Here is a 19005-nt window from a genome sequence, read left to right on the forward strand (position 1 = left end):
CAGTTTACACCAAACTGTTGAAATTCGCCAATTTCGCCTCACCCGCCCGGCGGATAGCGGCCTGATACCAGGTTCCAAGCAGGGCGATATATCCCGCCAGATTGGTCGATGTCACGGTTCCGGCGGTATCATGCGGCCCGCGCAGCCCCCGTTCGACCGAAAGCTGGCTGTAATGTTCGATGACGCGCAGGATCATGGTGGGTTCGGCATAAGCCAGCGACAGATGCTCGGGCTCCCAAACCGTGTTGAAATACAAAACCGCGCCCAGATCGTCGGTGAAATCCATCAGTTCGGAAAGCTCCTGCCAGTTCACCGTCATGATACAGGCCGAGATGCCGATGGGCCGGTTATGATGGTGCGAATAGTCAGCCAGCCAGCGGGTGTTTTGGATCACCTCATCAAAATCCGCGTTGCGCCGGATCGAGCCATAGGTGTCACGCCGGACCGTATCGAGGGAGATACCGATATGTACGTTACCCCGCTCCAGCACGGACAAGGCCTGATCCGGAAGCAGGGTTGCGTTGGTCTGAATGGTAATCTCGCAATCCGGGTTAAGCGTGATCATCTTCTCCCAAATGCGGTAGTAAAGCCGCATCAGGAACGGCTCGCCGCCATAGAAGGTCGTTCCCTCAAGGTACGGGATAAAATCCTCCAACTCCTCGACAAAACCATCGCCATAAGCTTGCTGCATGGGCGCACGCAGTTCCCTGTAGCGGCGAATGCGCGAGGACAGCTCGCCATTGCACATGATGCATTCAAGATTGCAGGCATTGTGCAACTCGAAGGAAAACGAGGTTGGGTGATCCGGATCAACGCTCCAACGATCAAAATGCTGCGCGACGACCGCGCCGTAGTTCCCGAATTCAATCTGCGATCCGCATCCGTTGCACCCTCCGCCAAGTTCGCCTTTTGCCACGCGCTGGCACAATGTCTGACGCGGACGCCCCTGCCAGATTTCGTGGATGGACTGATCCGGGTACCGGCCCAGCGGCTCGCGATTGTAGCAACAGCTTGAGACATTGCCGTCCGTGCCGAAATACAGGCTGGTCGACGGGCTGTAACACAGGATGGGCCGGGGTCCGGCGCGGCGCTGTTGATTGTAGTGATAGTTCTGAATCGGGTTGATCATGGCCCCACCAAAACTTGCTCGGGCTTGATCATAACACACCGTGGCCAAGCCATGGCCGAAAACTGCCGACATGCGTGGCCCGTGGGCAGAACCTCAGAAACGATGAAGCTGCTTCAAATCCGTGATATGCTTTGTTTTGTCATGATTTTTCACGCAGGGGGTCTGGCGTGCGCAAACGTCGAGTTGAACTGGTTTACTTTTCCATTGTCGCGCTGCCCATTTGCGTCTTTGCGGTCCATGAACTGATCCAGACCCATATGCTGTCAAAGGATCTGGACCTTTCCCCCGACATTCTGGTGCAGGACAAGGACTGGTTGGAGACGGTTGGCAGGTACAGGTTTCTTGCCGCCGCCTGGTTCTTTGCCGCGCTGGCCGTTCTGCCCGTCGCAGTGCTGGCCCGCAATCTGATGCGCCCGACCGAACGGAACACAAGGGTTGCGGCAGTCCTGACCGTTGTGGTCGTATTTTTGCTGGCCATGATCCCGGTGATCCAACAGCACCTGACCGGAACGCCGCCGCAAATTTACCGGCAGGTGGGAAAAGAAGTGTTCGAGATGACCTTGTCCAAAGGAACCCTGCCCGGCTGCCAGGGCGTCGGCGATCGCTGGCTGATGGGCACATGCGGGGAAATTCCGGTGTTCTCGCTGTTCCGTCGTGTGATGGACATCATCACCGGGCTGGCGGGTCTTGCAGTCGGGGCTTTGATTGCAGGGATGATCCTATGCCTGGCAACCGGTGAGAACGGCGATATCGAAGACACCGCTGTCCGATTGGCCCGCAACATACGCCAGATGAAGCAACAGCTTTACCTGTCCAGCCTGATCCTGACCTTCGGCATGTTCTTCGCTTCAAGCTGGATGTACTGGCCCTTGCCCGTGATCGCCGAGTCGGAAAAGTCCGCATTCACATCCTTGGTCACCGCGTCGGCCTTGCTGACCGGCACCTATTTCTGCCTGCTGATGCTCAGCTTTTTCCTGCCTGTGGCTGTAATTCTGGACGGCCGCGTCACAAATCTGGCAATCGCCGCGCGCCAGAACGAAGGCGGTGAGGACGATTTTGACGTTCAGGACTGGCGCAAGGAACACGGGCTGTCAGATGGGCCCGGCGATTTCATGCGCGCGGGTTTTGCGCTGGCCGCCCCCATTTTGGCGGCTTTTGCGGGCGGCATCTCTCCGATCAGCGTCTGACCCCGCAGAACAACCAAGCGACGTATCAATCTGAGCCGACCTGTGGCACGGTTCGCAAACAAAGGAAACTGGGAGGACCTCATGGCTATTCGCAAGACTAAGGGGCGTGGACGCCTGTTCGACAGTGTTTTGGACACGGTAGGTGACACGCCCTGCATCCGCATCGGCAGGATCGCACCGGCGCATGTGTCCGTCTATGTCAAGTTCGAAGCGTTCAATCCTGCCGGATCTGTCAAGGATCGTCTGGCCCTCAACATCATCGAAGCAGCCGAGCGCGACGGTCGCCTGAAGCCGGGTCAAACGGTTGTCGAGGCGACCTCGGGCAATACCGGGATCGGTCTGGCGATGGTTTGTGCGGCCAAAGGATACCCGCTTGTCGTGACCATGGCAGACAGCTTCTCGGTCGAACGGCGCAAGCTGATGCGGTTTCTGGGTGCAAAGGTTGTTCTGACGCCACGGGCGCAGAAAGGTTTTGGGATGTATACCAAGGCCAAGGAACTGGCCGAGCAAAACGGGTGGTTCCTGGCCAGCCAGTTCGAGACCGCCGCCAACGCGGATATCCACGAAAACACAACCGCGCAGGAAATCCTTGGCGATTTCGGTAGCGGACGGCTGGATTACTGGATCACGGGGTATGGAACGGGCGGAACGGTGTCCGGCGTCGCGCGCGTTCTGCGCAAAGAACGCCCTGACACCAAGATCATCCTGACCGAGCCTGCGAATGCGGCCCTTGTCGGATCGGGCTATGTAAACACCCGCAATGCGGATCATCAGCCAACCGAAAGCCACCCCGAGTTTGAGCCGCATCCCATTCAGGGCTGGACGCCGGATTTCATCCCGTGGGTTCTGCAGGAAGCGATCGATCAATCCTACTATGACCAGTTGATCCCAATTCCTGGTGCCGAAGGCATCGAATGGTCGCGCCGCCTTGCCGCCGAGGAAGGTATCTTTACCGGAATCTCCGGTGGTTCGACTTTTGCAGTGGCGATGAAGGTGGCCGAAGATGCCCCCGAAGGTTCGGTGATTTTGGTCATGCTGCCGGATACGGGCGAACGCTATCTCTCGACACCTTTGTTTGAAGGGATCGAAGACGAGATGACGGACGAGGAACAGGCAATCTCGATGTCCACGCCGTCTGCCCAAATGGTGGCCGAGTAGGTTTCCACTTTTATTGGCGCGTATTGAGACGATCTGTTCCTGATCGTCTCAAAATAGGTTGGCGAAACCGAAAAGAACCCTGCCCTCAGGCGTCAGAACTCTTATTCGGCGGCAAGTGGGACAACCGCAGTGCCAGGCTCGGATGTCCGGCTGGCAGGTAAGCATACCGCGCCAGACCGTCTTCGATACAGCATCGCAAAGACGGGCGGCGTGAAATAAAAGGACACCACGGTCGACAGCAAAACACCACCGGCGATTGCGACGGCAAAGGGCGGCCAAAATGCGCCCCCGCCAAGGATCAGGGGAAGAAACCCGCCGAACGTGGTGATGGTTGTCGAGATGATGTGGCGGCTTGATCCTGACACGACGCGCGCCATGGCGTGCAGATCGCCCTGACTTGCATCCGGGTCCTTTTGCAACCCGGTCAGAATGATGATCGCAGCATTGATCGACACGCCGATTGACCCAATCACGCCAATGATCGCGGTGATCCCGAATGGGAATTGCATAACGGCCAGTGACAGCATCGAAAGCCCGGCGGACAGAATGCACACGACCAGCGTTACAACGGTCAGACGGAAGGAATTGAAGGTCAGCACAATAGTCGCAATCGACAAGGTGACAATCAGGCCGACAGATGCCAGCAGATTGCCCACCGTGTTGGACCGCGCATCGCTGTCCCCGCCCAAAGACATCGAGTAGCCTTGCGGCAGGACAAATCCGGATGCGTCCAGCGCTTCCAGCACGTCCTGCAACGCCTCTTCCGGCAATACGCCCGGCACGATGAACGCCTGAATGGTGTTTTCGCGCACGCCATCTGTCCGGGTGATGGTGCTTTCGGCAGGTTCCAGAACGGGCCGCGCCAGTTCTGACAACGGCACTGCCGGGAACACTCCGGTGGCCGAAACTGCAGGGGCATTCGGCAACAGGATCGGCATGCTGACAATCGCGCTCAGGTCCGAGCGGACTTCGTCGCCCAGCCGTACGCGCACAGGCAATTGCTCGGTGCCTTCGATCAGCGACCCGCCGGTAATGCCCACCAGTGCCGTATCCAACTGACTGGCAATATCGGCCACGTCCAGTCCCAGCAGGCGGGCCTTGACCTCATCAATCTCGAACCGGATCTGAGGGTTGCCGCCGTTGACGCTGGCCCGTGCCTGCGTCACCAGATCAAGGTTCGCCATGATCGAGCGAACTTCGTCGCCCAGATTGCGCAGAACAGTGATGTCCTGCCCCTGAATTTTGACCTCGACCGGGGCGTCAACCGGCGGGCCTTGCACCAGATTGCGTACGATGATCTGAGCATCGGGGAAATCGGTATCCAGACGGCTTTGAAGCGCCCCAACAAGGCGGGCTGCGTCATCGGCGGTGTCGGTCGTGATCATGGCCTGCGCAAACCCCGGTTCGCGTGAGCGGTTGCCGACGATGTTGTAGTAAAAGGCCGGGCCGGATTCGCCCACGGTCCAGTAGACGCTTTTGACGCCTTCGTCGGCCAGCAGCATGGCGTCGATCTTCCGCGCTGTTGCTTTCGTCGTGGCAATGGATGTGCCGCCCGGCATGTCGACCTCGATATAGAACTGGTTGCGGTCAACACCCGGAAAGAACTGCGCGGTCAGCGTCGGGAAGGCCGCGAACCCAAGTACGGGCAGAACCAGCGCCAGTGCGATGGACCGGACCGGGTTGGCCACCGACAGGCGGATCGAGGCTTCGAACAGGCGGGCAAGCGGCGGGATGCTGATCCCCCGGCTCAGCATTCCGGCATCCGGACGGTCGGACAGAACCCAGCCCGCAATCGCTGGCGTCACGGTCAGGGCAACGACCAGAGACCACACCAGCATCAAAACAACGGCGATGGCGATAGCGCCGACAAAATCCCCGGCGGGCCCAGGCAGCAGGATCATAGGTGTGAAGGCCAGCGCCGTGGTGACCGTCGATGCCAGCAACGGCGCGGCCAACCGGCGAACGGCGTCCTGCACGGCGGCAATGCGGGCCATCCCGTCTTGTAAGCGACGTCGGATTTCGTCGGTCATGACAATGGCCGCGTCCACCAGCAGACCCAAGGCCACAATCAGGCCGGTGACAGACATCTGATGGATCGGCAGCCCGATCATATTCATCGTGGCCAAGGTCGCCAGTGAGACGACAGGCAGCACCAAGGCCACAATGGCCGCAGCGCGAACGCCAAGCGTGATGAACAAAACGGCCACAACCAGCGCGACGCCAATGGCCATGTTGATCCCGACCTCGGTCAGACGGTCCGTTGTATACTGGCTTTGATCGAACAGCAGCACTTCCTGAACGCCCAACGGCACTGACTGCGCACCTGCCGCAAGTTCTTCCCGAAGGAAACCGGTCCAGCGGTCGATCTGCACGCCGTCTTGTGCCAGCACGCCCACCAGCACGGCGGGCTTGCCATTGGCAAAGGCGATTGAGGATTGCGGATTGCGCGCACCGCGATCCACGCTGGCGATATCGCCCAGCTGCACCACCGCCCCTTCTGCACTTTCCCGCAGGACGATGCTGCGAATGCGGTCCAGCGTTTCGATTTCACCGCTGATGTTGATGGTCAAATCCACGTCGGATTGCAAACGACCCGACTGGACCTTGCCATCCGCCTCGGCAATGCGCTGAGAGATCTCGGCAGCGCTCAGCCCCAAGGCCGCTGCCCTGTCCATGTCCACACTGACCAGAACTTCCTCGTCTGGCTGACCAAAATACTCAATGGCCCGCGTTGCAGGGATTGCGCGCAGACGATCCCCCAAGGCTTCGGCATGGCGCGACAACAATGTGACCGGGAAATCGGGGCTATCCGCAGCGACTGCGATGACCGCTGAATAGGCCGAAATCCCCTCGGCATCGAAGTCCGGTGGCAACACACCCGCCGGGAAGGTCTGGCGGGCATCCTCGACGGCATCGCGCGCCTCGGCCCACACCTGCTCGATAGTGGCTTCGTCCAGCGTTTCCAGCAACTCGACCGAGACCACCGAAACGCCCGAGCGGGACACAGAACTGATCTCATCCACCTCGGCGATTTTTCGCAGTTCTTCCTCGATCTCTGCCGTAACCAGCGCTTCGACTCGCTCGGGGTCAGCACCCGGAAACTGCGTTGTCACGGTCGCAAAAAGGTTGGTGATCGTAGGGTCTTCCTGACGTCCCAGCGACAGGAAGGATGACAGGCCCGCAGATACCAGAACCAGAATAATCAGAGCAACTAGGCGGGGGTGGCGAAAGGTCAGGGTTTCCATGGGACCGCTCCGTTACTCGCCGGTGCCGAAGGCGACACGCTGCCCAACGGTGACACGTTGTGGCCCCTGATCGATCAGAACGGTTCCGTCCGGAAACTGCCCGCGCACAAAAACCCGGTCATCTTCGGCATGCAGCACCTCGACCGTTGCAAGCCGCACGGTCTTTTGCGCATCGGCAACCAGCAGCGTCCACTGCCCCCGTGTTCCTTCTTTCAGCGCGGTTGTGGGCACCCAGGTCCCGGCACTTTCAACCGGATCAAGGACATGCACACGCGCGGTCTGCCCGAACGCAACATCAGGCCCGTCCTTAAGATCAAAAAGCGCCGTCCGCGTACGGGTCACCGGATCAATATCGGGGCGCAGGGTTGCAAGTTCTGCCAGGTAGCTCTGACCCGCGATTTCGATCTCAACATCCGCCAGCAGCGCCGGATCGACATCCAGCGGGATTCCGATCCGAACCTGAGGCGAGACAAGCTCGACCATGCCCAACACCAACTCACCGGACCGGAGCGTTTCCCCGCCATCCACGTGCCGCGAGGTGATTTGACCCGCAAACGGGGCCTCGATGCTGGATTTCTCGATTCGCACCGTCACATCCCGCAAACCAGCGTCAAGCTCACCAATCCGGGACAACAGTTCATCCTGCTGCGCGACGGCCTCGTCCAGACGGGCCTGGCTGGTAAAGCCCTGCCCGATGAGTTTTGCGTTTCGCTCGACTGTTTTCTTTGCAAAGGCAAGCTGCGCGGCAATGGCATCTCGTGACGCGGTCAGGCGATCGCGTTCCACCTCCAGCAGCGCAATGTCCAAGGTCGCAAGAAGCTGCCCCTTGGCCACTGCATCGCCCTCATCTACAAGAATCTGATCCAGCCTGCCATTCAGTTCGAACGAAACATCAGCCGAGCGTTGAGGTTCGACCTGCCCGATGAAGACCCGATCCACCGTATAGGCGTTTTCAGAGATGATCGGAGTGACGGATACCGGGGTCACTGCGGCGGCGTCTGGTGCAGGTACAGCATCCGCCCTGCGCGTCAGTTCCGCGGTTCCGACGTAAACAGCGGCGGCTGCAACGGCGATCACGCTGACGGTCAATCCAAGCCGCACCGTGCCACGCAACACGCGCGAAAACAGACCTTGCTTGGCAGGTTCAGAGGGGGATGTCGCAGGATTCGGCATTTGGGGACCTCATCAAGTTAGCCTCTCTAACATATGTTAGAACTTCTTACTTTGACAAGGGGTACGCGATCTGGCAGATGTTGGATCATGACGAGCACAGAAAAAATCCTCGCGCCAACCAGGGGCGCTGACCGCCAGGCCGTGGGCAAGAAAGCCTATCATCACGGTGATTTACGGGCCGCTCTGATCGAAGCGACCCGGCAATTGGTGGAAGAAAAAGGCCCCGACAGTTTTTCCGTGTCCGAGGCCTGCAGGCTGGCCGGAGTATCCACCGCTGCGCCTTACAAACACTTCAAGGACAAGACGGAAATGCTTGTCGCCACCGTTCTCGAAGGGATGGTTCGGCATCGCGAAAACATGCTGGCGGCGCTAAAGGGCATCCCCGAAGGCTCGCCCGAACGCATCACCGCAATCGGCATGGAGTACATTGCCTTCGCGCTGAACGAGCCGGGGATTTTCCGGCTGAAATTCGGCGGGTTCACAGACCGCATCGCCGACCAGCGCCTTGAAGAAGGCGGGCAGCAGAGCTTTGGGATTCTCTTGGCCGAAGTGGCGAAATGTCTGGGTGAATCGGAAATCACAGAGGAGGTCCGCCGCCGAGGCTTTCTGTTGTGGAGTTTCGTTCACGGGTTGTCCTTCATCCTGAAAGACCATGCGCTTGCAGAGAAAGGCCAGGATTTCGATTTGCACGATCTTCTGGAAGACGTCTCGCAAAGAATGCTGAGTTGACCCTGCACCAGCCTATGGGCGCTTCAACCCTTCCCAATCCTTCGCATCATCTGGCGCAGGTAAAGCGTTGGGGACACGCGGTTCAAAATGCTAGAAAGCGTGGCCACACGCCCAACGGGAACAAAATCCTGCTGCTTTTGCACACCGCGAAGAATGATCCGTGCTGCGTCCTGAGGCGCAATGTACTCGATACCATCAGCCGCAGAGCCCGGACGCACAAAATCCGATTGGTTGGCATGCGGTCGCCCGATATTGGTCGCGACAAAAGACGGGGCCGCGATGACCACGTTTACCCCATGAGGCAATTCCTCGGCCCGTAGCGATTTAAAAAACCCCTCCATCGCGTGCTTGCTGGCGGCGTAGGCGGTGCGGTGCAGCAACGGCGCGAACCCGGCGACCGAGGATATTGCCAGATGGGTTCCTTTGGCCAAGCGGACGGGTTCTAGAAAGTGTTTTGCACACTCGACGGCTGCAAAATAGTTGATTTCGAACAGTTTCCTGTGTGCCTGCATGTCGCTGTCGGCAAAGGCCGCTATTTGCGAAACGCCCGCGTTGTAGATGACCAGATCGACCGAGGGTCTGTCACTAATGATCTCGGCGCAGGTCGCCGCACAATGATCTGGCTTGGTCAGATCGCAGGCGTAGACGCTGACATTTTCCAAAGCCGCCAGTGCATCAAGTTCAGGGCCGGGAAGGTCGATCAAGGCCGTATGCCAACCCTGATCCCGCAGCGCCATGGCAAGGGCCTGCCCTAACCCGCCTGCCCCTCCGGTTATGACGGCGGTCTTTGTCATGTCCTGCTCTCCCACCAGCGCTGGAACGCCTCGGCGCTGGAAAGGCTGGGGTGATAGCCGAAGTCGGATTTCAGGGATGCGTTGTCCAGTACGGGCCGATACTGCAAGAACCTGACCTGCTCGGGTCCATAACGGCTCAGACCCAAGGGCCGGGCCACGGTCAAGGCCAGTTTGATCAGCCCCGGCGGCAGCCATCGCACGGTTTTACCCATTGCATTGGCGATTTCGGACAGTGTCAAAGCGCCATCACCCGAAACGTTAAAAACACCCGCTGGCCCGTCGGTTGCAGCCCGCAGCAAAATCTCGGCAAGGTCCTGATCCCAGATGAAAACAAAGGGGCTGTCCGACCCCCTTAACCCGAGCAATCGCGGTTTATGGAACAGGGACGTGATCTGGTTCTCGACACCTTCGCCCAGCACCGTACCCACGCGCAGAACGACCTGTTGCAGGTCGGGGGCATTTTCTCTGGCTTCGGCCAACATCTCTTCGACCAAGCGCTTGTGCCAGGAATAGGCAAACTCCCGATTGCCCCGGATCGCGTCCGTTTCACGCAGCGGTACAGGGTTGTCGGCGTGGTAACCATAAGCCGCGCCCGAGGACGTGACCACCAAACGCCGCACCCCAGCTCCAATGGCCGCGTTCAGCACATTCCAGGTGCCTTCGACATCGACCTGATATTCGATCTCACGCGTTGACTCGGGGCCCGGAGTTACAATCGATGCCAGATGCACAACGGTATCGGGGCGTTCTGCAGGGATGATGCTCTGCGGGTCGTCGCCTGTCACGTCCATCGTCAGAAAACGCGCGTTGGGCGGCAAGTCCTCAGGCTTGCGAATGTCGGTCGCAACCACATCCAGTTCCGGGCGTTCACCAAGGCGCCGCAAAAGCGCGGCCCCCACCGCCCCGGCTGCGCCAGTGATCAATATCCGGGTCATGCCGGAACCGCTCGCCGTGCGAAATAGCGCGCCAGTGCGATCCCCGAGATCGCGTGCCATATGCCCCAAAGGGCCGCTGCAACGGCCATCCCGCCCAGCCCCCCAAAGAAGGCAAAGATCAGGATCAGCCCAAGGCCCGAGTTCTGAATGCCGGTCTCGATGGTCACGGACCGGCGATCCCGTTCGGACAGCCCCGCCACGGTCGCGGTGACATACCCGCCTAAAAAGGCCAGCGCGTTGTGGATTATGACAAGGCCGATGATCGCCCCGGCAAAGCTTAGGAAATGGGCCCAGTTCGCGGCCAGCGCCAATGCGATGAAGGCCACGAAAATGCCCATCGACACCCACTGCATTGGTCGGCGAATACGGTCGGCAAATGCAGTGAACCGCGCGTTCACGACCATTCCCAGGATCAGCGGCAGGATCAGCATGAACCCAACCGTTATCGCGACCGAGACCGGATCGATTTCCGTACGCTGCAAAATCTCGCGCGTCGGGCCATAAAGATTGCCCCAGAACGCAATGTTTATCGGTGTGATGACAATCGCCCCGACCGTCGCAAAGGCCGTCATGGAAACGGACAGCGCGACATTGCCCTGCGCCCGATGGGTCATGAAGTTCGAGATATTCCCGCCGGGACAGGCCGCAACCAGAATAAGGCCCATCGCAACAGATGGCATGGGCCGAAGCACAAGGATCATCAGAAATGTCAGCGCAGGCAGGATCAGAAACTGCGACGCCAGCCCGACAATCAGTGGCTTGGGTCCGCGCACAACGCGGCGAAAATCGTCAATCCGCAAATCCAGCGCAATCGAGAACATGATGATCGCCAGAACCGCATTCAGAACCCTGAGGTTTCCGGCATCAAAGTTCAGCGCAACCTGATCGATCCCGTTCATCGCTCAGCCGCCCGCAGCGCCGCGATCTGACCGGTGACTTCTTTGCGATAGGTTGCCTTGTCGACGTAATACGCCATGCGCGGCAGGTCGATATAGTTCATGCCCCCCGTCGCCCGCTCATACCCGTCGGATTTGGTGGCACGGATCGCCTTGGCTGCCGCGTTGCCCGAGCGCAAACCAGCGATATAGCGCGCAACCATCTCGGCCTGCTCATGACGGCCCTGCCAGCCCAACCCAGACGCCTCGACCATGCCGAGGACGAACAGGTCATCCCGGTCCGGGTGCATGCAATTGAGGTACAGGTCCGGGGCGTCGCCCTTCCAGTTCAGCAAGTCCTTTTCGATGAAGGGATAGTGCAGCGAATACCCGGTGGCTGTCAGGATCATGTCATAGTCGGATGAACTGCCATCACGGAAATGAACCGTCTTACCCTCGAACCGTTCCACATCCGGGCGCACCTTCAGGTCCCCGTGCCCGGCATGGAACAGGATCAGCGAGTTCACAACAGGATGGGATTCATAAAGCGCATAATCCGGTTTCGGAAACCCGTATTTCTGCGGATCACCGACGAACCATTTCAGGATTGCCCCGTCAACCTTGCGCTTCAGCCACATGGGCAGGCGGATCTTGCCGCCCATCGTATCCGCCGGAACGCCAAATACGTATTTCGGCACAAAGTAATACCCACGGCGCATCGACAGATCGCAGGACAGCCCGTGGTGGATGGCATCCACCGCAATGTCGCACCCGGAATTCCCCGCGCCGATGACCAGAACACGCTTACCGGCGAATTGGGTTGGATACCGGTATTCGGACGCGTGGATCAGTTCACCTGTGAACTCGCCCTTGAACTTGGGCATGTTGGGTTCCGACAAGGTGCCATTTGCAATCAGAATACCGGCAAAGGTCTGGGTCTGTTCGACCCCGGCCCTATCGCGCCAGGTCACATCCCATCCGCCATCCTGCAAAGGCTTGGCGCTTAGAACTTCTGCACCGAAGTGAAAGTGCCGATACAGATCGAAGGCGTTCGCGAATTCCTGAAAATAACGCTTCATCTCGCGATGCGACGGGTATTCTGCCGTGTCCTCCTGCATGGGGAAGTCAGTGAATTCCGTCATCCGCTTGGAGGATATGAGGTGGGCGGTCTCGTACATCGTGGACCGGGGTGCATCGATATTCCAAAGACCACCCACATCATCTGCCAGTTCAAATCCCTGAAACGGCACCCCCTGCTCGATCAGTGTCTTGGCCATTGCAAGACCCATGGGCCCGGCTCCGATCAGTGCAAAACACTCTTGGGGGCGGGCTTTTACCTCAACCGGTTGACCCGCCTTTACCTGCCCCTGTTCCATCCGCGCCTCCTCCTGCGACATCTCTTATCTTGAACGAACGTTCTAAATAAGGCAAACTGGTTTTTGAGATGGCCCAACATGCTGTAAAAGAACGTAAAAGAGCACCCTCGCAGCGATCCGTCGCGGCGCGAGAGCGCATTCTGGACGCCGCAGAACAGGTCTTTGCCGAAAGGGGATTCGAAGGAGCCTCGATCCGGGACATCGCCGAACGGGCGCAGGTTCAAAAGGCCAGCGTGAACTTTCACGGCGGCCCGAAAGAGGAATTGTTCGAGCGTATCGTGGCGCGCCGTGCCGCCGAGCTGTCCGAAGAACGCCTTACGTCCATCAGGTTGCTTGAGGCTCATGACAACTGGAGCGTCGGCGATCTGATATCAGCTTTCATGCTGCCCCTTGTGACCCGCGCTTTTGGCGGCGACCCTCAGTGGCTGGCCTATGCGCGTATCGTGGCCATCGTTTCGGCCGACACCCGCTGGCGCGCGCTGGCCAATACGCATTTCGATCCGGTGGCCACGCGTGTTGTACAGATGCTGTGCGCGCGTTTCCCCGGCGCGGACCCGGCGCGCGTCGCTGGCGCGCTGGTGTTTGCGGTGTCGTCCATGCTGGCGCTCTGTACCTCTGACTGGCGGATTGCCGCGCTCGGCGGAACGGGTGACGAACCGCAGTCTGACGACATGATCCAAAACCTGCTGTGTTTCTGCGAGGCTGGCATTCTTAGCAGCGTGGATCAGAACCTCCCGCTACAAAGTTAGTTTTCAGCAAAGGCCGCGATCAGTTCCTGCGCCAACGGCAGCGAGGAATACCCCAGTTTCGAAGGCGTCAGACCCAGCCGGACGACGACCATGTCATGGGACGGGAAAATGCCGATGGTCTGTCCGTCGTGGCCCTGTAACCAGACCGAATCTTCGAAGGACGGCACGCCACCCGGGGCCTCGATCCAAAGGTGCCCTTTGGCATAGGCACCATTCGACGCGGCCACCGGCTCAAACATCCAATCCGTAAATCCTTCGGGCAGTATCTGCTGCCCATCCCAGACGCCCTTTTGCAGCAAAAACTGCCCAAACCGCGCCCAGTCCCGCGCCGTAGCGTACATATAGCTGGACCCGACAAACGTATCCGCAGCATCTGTTTCCAGCACGACCGAGGTCATGCCCAACGGCTCGAACAATGCCTCCTTCGGATAGCTTAGCCCCCCGTCGCCAACCGCGTCTTGCCACACGCGGGACAGTGCAGTGGATGTTCCGGACGAATAGTTGAAGTCGGTGCCAATTTCGCTCTCTGCTGGACGACCTGCCGCAAATCCGGCCATGTCATCACGCAGATAGAGCATTCTGGTGACGTCAGAAACATCCCCGTACTCTTCGTTCCACTCCAGCCCGCTTGCCATCGACAACATATCGGCGACAGTGATGTCCCTGCGGCTGTCATCGGCCCATTCGGGGAAGCTGTCGATCAGTTTATCATCCAACGCCATCTGGCCGGACTGTATCAACGTACCAATTAGGCCCGCCGTCACGGTCTTGGTCATGGACCATCCCAACAGTGGGGTGTTTTCGTCGAAACCCGGCGCATAGCTTTCCCCAACGATGCGACCATCTCGCACGACAACGACAGCGCGATACCCTTCGCCAAGCAAGGTCTCGTCGGACAGAATGCGTTCTATTTCAGCATCTTGAGACGGATTGACGCGGTTTCCCTTCGGCCAGATGCCGTCCGGCAATGACGGCGACGCAGCAAGGGTCTTGTCGCTGAGTTCGGATGTGTACAGGTTCGCACATCCCAACCCCTCGCGGTATTGAGAAGTTGCAGGCGCAAAGAACCGGAAAATCCGTGCCTCGACGTTTTGCGCTTCGCGGTCCACTTTGATCGAGATTTGCCGCAGCAATGGATGCCCGGGGGCTTGCACGTCAACCGACAGAACCTCATCCGGGTCGCGCCCCGCGATGAACACGTTGGAACAGACGATCTTGGCCGAGTAGTTCGTGCCGACCTTCAGCAAATCGGGCGGTGCAATCAACAGATACCCTGTCAGACCGAGTGCGCCGGCGACTGCCGCGCCCGCGAAGATCTTTGCCGCTTTTACCAACATCGCCCCTATCAGCCGGTGTGCCCGGCCCTCCTCTCAACCCGATACCTGCCCTGACTAGAGTATAAGCGCACGCAACTGGCCACAGTTCCGTTGCGTTTTTCCCGGGGCGCGACCACGCCCTTCCTGCCGCGTTGCGCCAAAAAGGCCAACGGTCTTCAATCCGCCAACCTATCCAGCGCGGAATAGAGCGCGTCTTTTTCCGCCCCAAGCTTGCGCTCCAGATCTGCCTGAAAGGCCGAGGCGATCGGGATCAGTTGACCAAGGACCAAGGCCCCCTCTTCGGTCAGTTCAAGCTTCACCAGACGCCGGTCCTTGGGGTCGACCGTCTTGGAAACAAGCCCGCGCGCCTCTAGCCGCGCCGCTGCCCGGCTGACCATCGATTTTTCCAAACCGACCCGTTTTTCGATGTCCCGCACCGATAAGTTCTTTGCGTATCCAATGTTTACAAGAACCCGCCACTCGGGAATCGAAATGCCAAACTCACTTTTATACTGCTGCGCCATGTCCATACTCAGACGCGCAGCCAGAACTGTCAGGCGGTACGGCAGGTATTTCTCCAGATCGAACTCGGGCAAAGTGTTTGGCGTCATCCGGCAACGTCCTTTTTTCCGTATGGAGGCCAAATATTCATTGCAAATGCAACAAAAATATTGACACCGTTGCAAATGCAACGATTATCTGAGTCGATTTCCTATACACTCGGACCAGAAGCGCCCCGGGGCCTTCTTCGTCAAAACAGCAAAAGGACCGATCCTCGTGGCCAAGGCATTTGCATCGCAAGGCGATCTGACCGAAAAGACAATCACTTTTGATGAGATTGGCGAAGGGCTGTACGCGTTTACCGCCGAGGGCGACCCGAATTCTGGCGTCATCATCGGCGACGACAGCGTCATGATTGTCGAGGCGCAGGCCACCCCACGACTGGCCAACAAAGTGATCGAATGCGTCCGGACCGTGACCGACAAACCAATCACCCACGTTGTGCTGACTCACTATCATGCCGTTCGGGTGCTGGGCGCGTCGGCCTTTAATGCGCAGCAAATCATCATGTCCGATGTCGCCCGCTCGATGGTTGTCGAACGCGGGCAAGAGGATTGGGATAGCGAATTCCAGCGCTTCCCGCGCCTGTTCGAAGGACACGAAAGCATCCCCGGCCTGACATGGCCCACGACGACCTTCAGCGAGAGTATGACGGTCTATCTGGGCAATCGCCGCGTGGATATCAAACAGATCGGCCGCGCCCATACGGCAGGTGACGCGGTGATCCATGTGCCCGACCAAAACGTGATGTTCACGGGCGATATCGTCGAGGATCACTCGGCCTGCTATTGCGGCGACGGGCATTTCGCGGATTGGGGCGGAACGCTCGACGCGATCAAGGCCTATGACGTGGACGCAATCGCGCCGGGTCGTGGTGCGGCATTGGTGGGCAAGGACGCGGTGAACCGCGCCATCGAAAGCACGCGGGACTTCGTGAACTCGACCTACACCCCTGCCCAGCGCGTGGCGATGAAGGGCGGAACGCTCAAGGATGCGTGGGACGCGGTGCGTGAGGCCTGCGACCCCAAGTTCAAGGACTACGCCATCTACGAACACTGCCTGCCCTTCAACGTCAGTCGCGCTTATGACGAAGCACGCGGAATCACCCACCCCCGCATCTGGACCGACAAACGCGATCTGGAGATGTGGGAGCAGTTGCAAGGCTGATCCGATTACACCCAATTCGGCACGTCAGGTATTCAGATGCTTCAGGACAGATATTCGCTCGCGTTTCGGCTTTATCCCTATCGGAAATCCGCTGATCAGGACGCACCACATGCCAGGCGCCATCCGGTTGTTATCGTCGGCGGCGGCCCGATCGGGCTGGCCATGGCGCTGGATCTGGGACGGCAAGGCATTCCCGCGCTGGTTCTGGACGATCACGAAGGGATCGGCATGGGCAGCCGCGCGATCTGCTTTGCCAAGCGAACACTGGAGATCGCAGACCGCTACGGGTGCGGCGCACCGATGCTGGACAAGGGCGTGGTCTGGAATGTCGGCAAGGTGTTTCAGGACGACCGTCAGGTCTATGAATTCAACCTTCTGCCCGAAACCGGCCATCGCAACCCGGCGTTCATCAACCTGCAACAGCCCTATTTCGAGAAGTTCATCTTCGAGGCTATCTGTGCCGAACAGGAGCGCGGAGCGCCCATCGAAATCCGTGGCAAGAACCGGGTTGAAGCGATTGATGTCAAAGACGACCACGTGACCGTGTCGGTCGAAACTCCGGATGGCCCTTACCAGATCGAGGCGGACTGGCTGATCGCCTGCGACGGCGCGGGGTCCCCGACGCGGGACATGCTTGATCTGGGGTTCGAGGGGCGCGTGTTTCAGGACAGCTTCCTGATCGCTGATATCAGGATGAAAACCAGCGAATTCCCGACAGAACGCTGGTTCTGGTTCGAGCCTTACTTCAAATCCGGGGCCTCGACTTTGCTGCACAAACAGCCTGATAACGTCTGGCGCGTGGATTTTCAGATCGGCTGGGATGTGGACCGCAAGGAAGAACTGAGAGAGGAAAACATCCGCAGACGGCTGGATGCGATGCTGGGCGACGACGTCGAATATGAACTTGTCTGGTCCTCAATCTACACCTTCCAGTGCCGCCGCATGCAGAACTTCCGCCATGGCCGGGTGATCTTTGCAGGAGATTCAGCGCATCAGGTGTCCCCGTTTGGCGCGCGCGGGGCCAATTCGGGGATGCAGGATGTGGACAATCTGGGCTGGAAGCTTGGCCTTGTGATTGCGGGAAAGGCACCGGACAGCCTGCTGGACAGCTATGATCAGGAACGGGTGTTTGCGGCGGATGAGAATATCCTCAACTCGACCCGTTCGACCGATTTCATCACCCCGAAGTCCAAAACCAGCAAGAGGTTTCGCGATGCAGTCTTGAAGCTGGCCGAAACGCACAGCTTTGCCCGGCCTCTGGTCAATTCGGGGCGGTTGTCCGTGCCCTGCACCTATGATCATTCATCCCTGAACGGCGAGGATGCCCTGCCCGACGGCCCAAGCGGAACGCGCGTCGGTGCGACATGTGCAGATGCGCCTTTGGGCGATGGCTTCCTGCTCGACCGGCTTGGGGATGAGTTTGTTCTTCTGGCGATCAACACGGATGCACCGGCACATCTGGACGTGGATGGGATCACCCTGCGCACCGTCTCTGTCCAGACGACCGATGCCTTAGCTGCCCGCTATCTTGGGGCGAACAAACAGGCCGTTTATCTGATCCGCCCGGATCAGCATGTAGCGGCCCGCTGGGTGGCGTTTGATGAGGCGGCGACGCGCGCGGCGGTTCGCAAAGCCTGCGGAAAGGAATAGCACATGCCGTTGATTACCGAGCCAAACCTGCCATCACCGGATGATTTCTACGCCGATCTGATCGCCGCCCATGACGGGCTGTCGGATGAGGATAGCGAAGCGCTGAACGCCCGACTGATCCTTGTGCTGGCCAATCATATTGGGGATCAAGAAACGCTCAGGCAGGCCCTGCAAGCCGCTGCTTGAAAAGCTTCAGACCCGGCGACAGATCCGAAATACAGCTTAGGGCACCAGTCGATTGCGGCCCTGAGCCTCCAGCACCCAACAGTCCGTGCCTTCGAACACCACCGCAGTCAGCGGGTGGCAATAGCCTGCACCGGTGTCGATATTGATCCGATTGCCCCGGTGATCCGGCGCAGATACGTGGCTGTGGCCGTGTACCACCAGCCACGGATGCTGGCCTTCGTGGTTCAGAAACTCATCGCGGATCCAGATCAGGTCGTCGGGGTCTTGCTGCTCTAATGGCACACCGGGTCGAATGCCTGCGTGGACAAACAGCACATCGGTGGTCAGGTGATAAGGCTGCAACCGGGTCATAAAGTCGATATGCGCCTGTGGCACCGCCTGTTTCGCCTTGGCGTGAACCTGATAGATGCGATCTCCGTCCTCTACCCCTACCCCGTAAGACTGCAACGTCTCGACGCCGCCAATCCGGGGATGCAGCCAGTGATAACCGATCAGAAGTCGGGCATCATTGCGCGGATACGCCTCAAGGAACATCGCGTACATCTGGTCGTGATTGCCGCGCAGGAACGTCCAGTTCCTGCCCTCGGCCTGCCCTTTGATCAGTAAATCCAGAACCTCGCGGCTTTGTGGCCCCCGGTCGGTGTAGTCACCAATGAACACCACTTTGGCATCGGGGCCGCCGTCGCGTTCGATCTGCGCCAGGGCGTCCTCCAGCATCCCAAATTGACCGTGAATGTCGCCTATTGCGTAGATCGGATCGGGCATCTGTTACGCT

General features: G+C 59.1%; 17 protein-coding genes. 7 read left to right on the forward strand and 10 right to left on the reverse strand.

Going from position 1 to position 19005, the window contains the following annotated elements:
• Positions 1-4 precede the first annotated feature (4 nt).
• Entirely contained in the window at positions 5-1129 is a 1125-nt protein-coding gene (locus ACR0AC_RS01620; RefSeq protein ID WP_480871709.1) for a radical SAM protein, read from the reverse strand.
• A gap of 167 nt (positions 1130-1296) precedes the next feature.
• Between ACR0AC_RS01620 and ACR0AC_RS01625 the strand changes: the two genes are divergently transcribed.
• Positions 1297-2316, forward strand: coding sequence for a hypothetical protein (locus ACR0AC_RS01625; RefSeq protein WP_170621544.1), 1020 nt, complete (start codon positions 1297-1299; stop codon positions 2314-2316).
• 81 nt (positions 2317-2397) lie between these two features.
• Entirely contained in the window at positions 2398-3474 is a 1077-nt protein-coding gene (locus tag ACR0AC_RS01630; protein ID WP_170451687.1) for a pyridoxal-phosphate dependent enzyme, read from the forward strand.
• A gap of 101 nt (positions 3475-3575) precedes the next feature.
• Here the strand turns inward: ACR0AC_RS01630 and ACR0AC_RS01635 are convergent, their stop codons facing one another.
• Together ACR0AC_RS01635 and ACR0AC_RS01640 are read right to left on the reverse strand one after the other, a co-directional pair.
• Positions 3576-6719 carry an efflux RND transporter permease subunit gene (locus tag ACR0AC_RS01635; protein ID WP_480871710.1) on the reverse strand — a complete coding sequence of 1048 codons (3144 nt, stop codon included), beginning with the start codon at positions 6717-6719 and terminating at the stop codon, positions 3576-3578.
• A gap of 12 nt (positions 6720-6731) precedes the next feature.
• Positions 6732-7892, reverse strand: coding sequence for an efflux RND transporter periplasmic adaptor subunit (locus ACR0AC_RS01640; RefSeq protein WP_480871711.1), 1161 nt, complete (start codon positions 7890-7892; stop codon positions 6732-6734).
• Positions 7893-7979: 87 nt separating this feature from the next.
• Here ACR0AC_RS01640 and ACR0AC_RS01645 point away from each other — a divergent pair, with 87 nt between their 5' ends.
• Positions 7980-8621 carry a TetR/AcrR family transcriptional regulator gene (locus ACR0AC_RS01645; RefSeq protein WP_480871712.1) on the forward strand — a complete coding sequence of 214 codons (642 nt, stop codon included), beginning with the start codon at positions 7980-7982 and terminating at the stop codon, positions 8619-8621.
• Between the two features lie 23 nt (positions 8622-8644).
• Here ACR0AC_RS01645 and ACR0AC_RS01650 read toward each other — a convergent pair whose 3' ends face one another.
• Genes ACR0AC_RS01650 through ACR0AC_RS01665 form a run of 4 tightly spaced genes read right to left on the reverse strand, consistent with a single transcriptional unit; the run spans position 8645 to position 12622 of the window.
• Positions 8645-9415 carry an SDR family NAD(P)-dependent oxidoreductase gene (locus ACR0AC_RS01650; protein ID WP_480871713.1) on the reverse strand — a complete coding sequence of 257 codons (771 nt, stop codon included), beginning with the start codon at positions 9413-9415 and terminating at the stop codon, positions 8645-8647.
• Positions 9412-10350 carry an SDR family oxidoreductase gene (locus ACR0AC_RS01655; protein ID WP_480871714.1) on the reverse strand — a complete coding sequence of 313 codons (939 nt, stop codon included), beginning with the start codon at positions 10348-10350 and terminating at the stop codon, positions 9412-9414. Before ACR0AC_RS01655 ends, ACR0AC_RS01650 begins: the two co-directional genes overlap by 4 nt.
• Positions 10347-11249, reverse strand: a complete 903-nt coding sequence (locus tag ACR0AC_RS01660) for a bile acid:sodium symporter family protein (protein ID WP_480581798.1) — start codon at positions 11247-11249, stop codon at positions 10347-10349. Before ACR0AC_RS01660 ends, ACR0AC_RS01655 begins: the two co-directional genes overlap by 4 nt.
• A complete protein-coding gene (locus ACR0AC_RS01665) occupies positions 11246-12622 on the reverse strand; it encodes a flavin-containing monooxygenase (RefSeq protein ID WP_480780381.1) in 1377 nt (458 codons plus the stop codon). The genes ACR0AC_RS01660 and ACR0AC_RS01665 overlap by 4 nt, the downstream gene beginning before the upstream one ends.
• Before the next feature lie 47 nt (positions 12623-12669).
• Between ACR0AC_RS01665 and ACR0AC_RS01670 the strand changes: the two genes are divergently transcribed.
• Positions 12670-13350 carry a TetR/AcrR family transcriptional regulator gene (locus ACR0AC_RS01670; RefSeq protein ID WP_170451701.1) on the forward strand — a complete coding sequence of 227 codons (681 nt, stop codon included), beginning with the start codon at positions 12670-12672 and terminating at the stop codon, positions 13348-13350.
• Here ACR0AC_RS01670 and ACR0AC_RS01675 read toward each other — a convergent pair.
• Positions 13347-14687 (reverse strand): serine hydrolase domain-containing protein, encoded by a 1341-nt coding sequence (locus ACR0AC_RS01675; protein WP_170621527.1) that lies wholly within the window; start codon positions 14685-14687, stop codon positions 13347-13349. The genes ACR0AC_RS01670 and ACR0AC_RS01675 overlap by 4 nt on opposite strands.
• Positions 14688-14842: 155 nt before the next feature.
• Complete coding sequence (locus ACR0AC_RS01680; protein ID WP_480871715.1) at positions 14843-15277, reverse strand: MarR family winged helix-turn-helix transcriptional regulator; 435 nt, start codon at positions 15275-15277, stop codon at positions 14843-14845.
• 166 nt (positions 15278-15443) lie between these two features.
• Between ACR0AC_RS01680 and ACR0AC_RS01685 the strand changes: the two genes are divergently transcribed.
• The 3 genes from ACR0AC_RS01685 to ACR0AC_RS01695 are packed head-to-tail and all read left to right on the forward strand — an operon-like array spanning position 15444 to position 18230.
• Positions 15444-16394, forward strand: a complete 951-nt coding sequence (locus ACR0AC_RS01685) for an MBL fold metallo-hydrolase (RefSeq protein ID WP_480871716.1) — start codon at positions 15444-15446, stop codon at positions 16392-16394.
• A gap of 36 nt (positions 16395-16430) precedes the next feature.
• Positions 16431-18044, forward strand: a complete 1614-nt coding sequence (locus tag ACR0AC_RS01690; RefSeq protein ID WP_480871717.1) for an FAD-dependent oxidoreductase — start codon at positions 16431-16433, stop codon at positions 18042-18044.
• A gap of 3 nt (positions 18045-18047) precedes the next feature.
• Entirely contained in the window at positions 18048-18230 is a 183-nt protein-coding gene (locus tag ACR0AC_RS01695) for a DUF2783 domain-containing protein (RefSeq protein WP_480625803.1), read from the forward strand.
• Between the two features lie 36 nt (positions 18231-18266).
• Here ACR0AC_RS01695 and ACR0AC_RS01700 read toward each other — a convergent pair whose 3' ends face one another.
• Positions 18267-18995 (reverse strand): metallophosphoesterase family protein, encoded by a 729-nt coding sequence (locus ACR0AC_RS01700; protein ID WP_480871718.1) that lies wholly within the window; start codon positions 18993-18995, stop codon positions 18267-18269.
• Between the last annotated feature and the right edge of the window lie 10 nt (positions 18996-19005).

The organism is Ruegeria sp. H7, from assembly GCF_056532945.1.

What these genes read in the sequence shown, in the direction of transcription:
- ACR0AC_RS01620 (WP_480871709.1), bottom strand. Translation starts at nt 1,129, where the DNA reads ATGATCAACCCGATTCAGAACTATCACTACAATCAACAGCGCCGCGCC.
- ACR0AC_RS01630 (WP_170451687.1), top strand. Translation starts at nt 2,398, where the DNA reads ATGGCTATTCGCAAGACTAAGGGGCGTGGACGCCTGTTCGACAGTGTT.
- ACR0AC_RS01635 (WP_480871710.1), bottom strand. Translation starts at nt 6,719, where the DNA reads ATGGAAACCCTGACCTTTCGCCACCCCCGCCTAGTTGCTCTGATTATT.
- ACR0AC_RS01640 (WP_480871711.1), bottom strand. Translation starts at nt 7,892, where the DNA reads ATGCCGAATCCTGCGACATCCCCCTCTGAACCTGCCAAGCAAGGTCTG.
- ACR0AC_RS01645 (WP_480871712.1), top strand. Translation starts at nt 7,980, where the DNA reads ATGACGAGCACAGAAAAAATCCTCGCGCCAACCAGGGGCGCTGACCGC.
- ACR0AC_RS01650 (WP_480871713.1), bottom strand. Translation starts at nt 9,415, where the DNA reads ATGACAAAGACCGCCGTCATAACCGGAGGGGCAGGCGGGTTAGGGCAG.
- ACR0AC_RS01655 (WP_480871714.1), bottom strand. Translation starts at nt 10,350, where the DNA reads ATGACCCGGATATTGATCACTGGCGCAGCCGGGGCGGTGGGGGCCGCG.
- ACR0AC_RS01660 (WP_480581798.1), bottom strand. Translation starts at nt 11,249, where the DNA reads ATGAACGGGATCGATCAGGTTGCGCTGAACTTTGATGCCGGAAACCTC.
- ACR0AC_RS01665 (WP_480780381.1), bottom strand. Translation starts at nt 12,622, where the DNA reads ATGTCGCAGGAGGAGGCGCGGATGGAACAGGGGCAGGTAAAGGCGGGT.
- ACR0AC_RS01670 (WP_170451701.1), top strand. Translation starts at nt 12,670, where the DNA reads ATGGCCCAACATGCTGTAAAAGAACGTAAAAGAGCACCCTCGCAGCGA.
- ACR0AC_RS01675 (WP_170621527.1), bottom strand. Translation starts at nt 14,687, where the DNA reads ATGTTGGTAAAAGCGGCAAAGATCTTCGCGGGCGCGGCAGTCGCCGGC.
- ACR0AC_RS01680 (WP_480871715.1), bottom strand. Translation starts at nt 15,277, where the DNA reads ATGACGCCAAACACTTTGCCCGAGTTCGATCTGGAGAAATACCTGCCG.
- ACR0AC_RS01690 (WP_480871717.1), top strand. Translation starts at nt 16,431, where the DNA reads ATGCTTCAGGACAGATATTCGCTCGCGTTTCGGCTTTATCCCTATCGG.
- ACR0AC_RS01695 (WP_480625803.1), top strand. Translation starts at nt 18,048, where the DNA reads ATGCCGTTGATTACCGAGCCAAACCTGCCATCACCGGATGATTTCTAC.
- ACR0AC_RS01700 (WP_480871718.1), bottom strand. Translation starts at nt 18,995, where the DNA reads ATGCCCGATCCGATCTACGCAATAGGCGACATTCACGGTCAATTTGGG.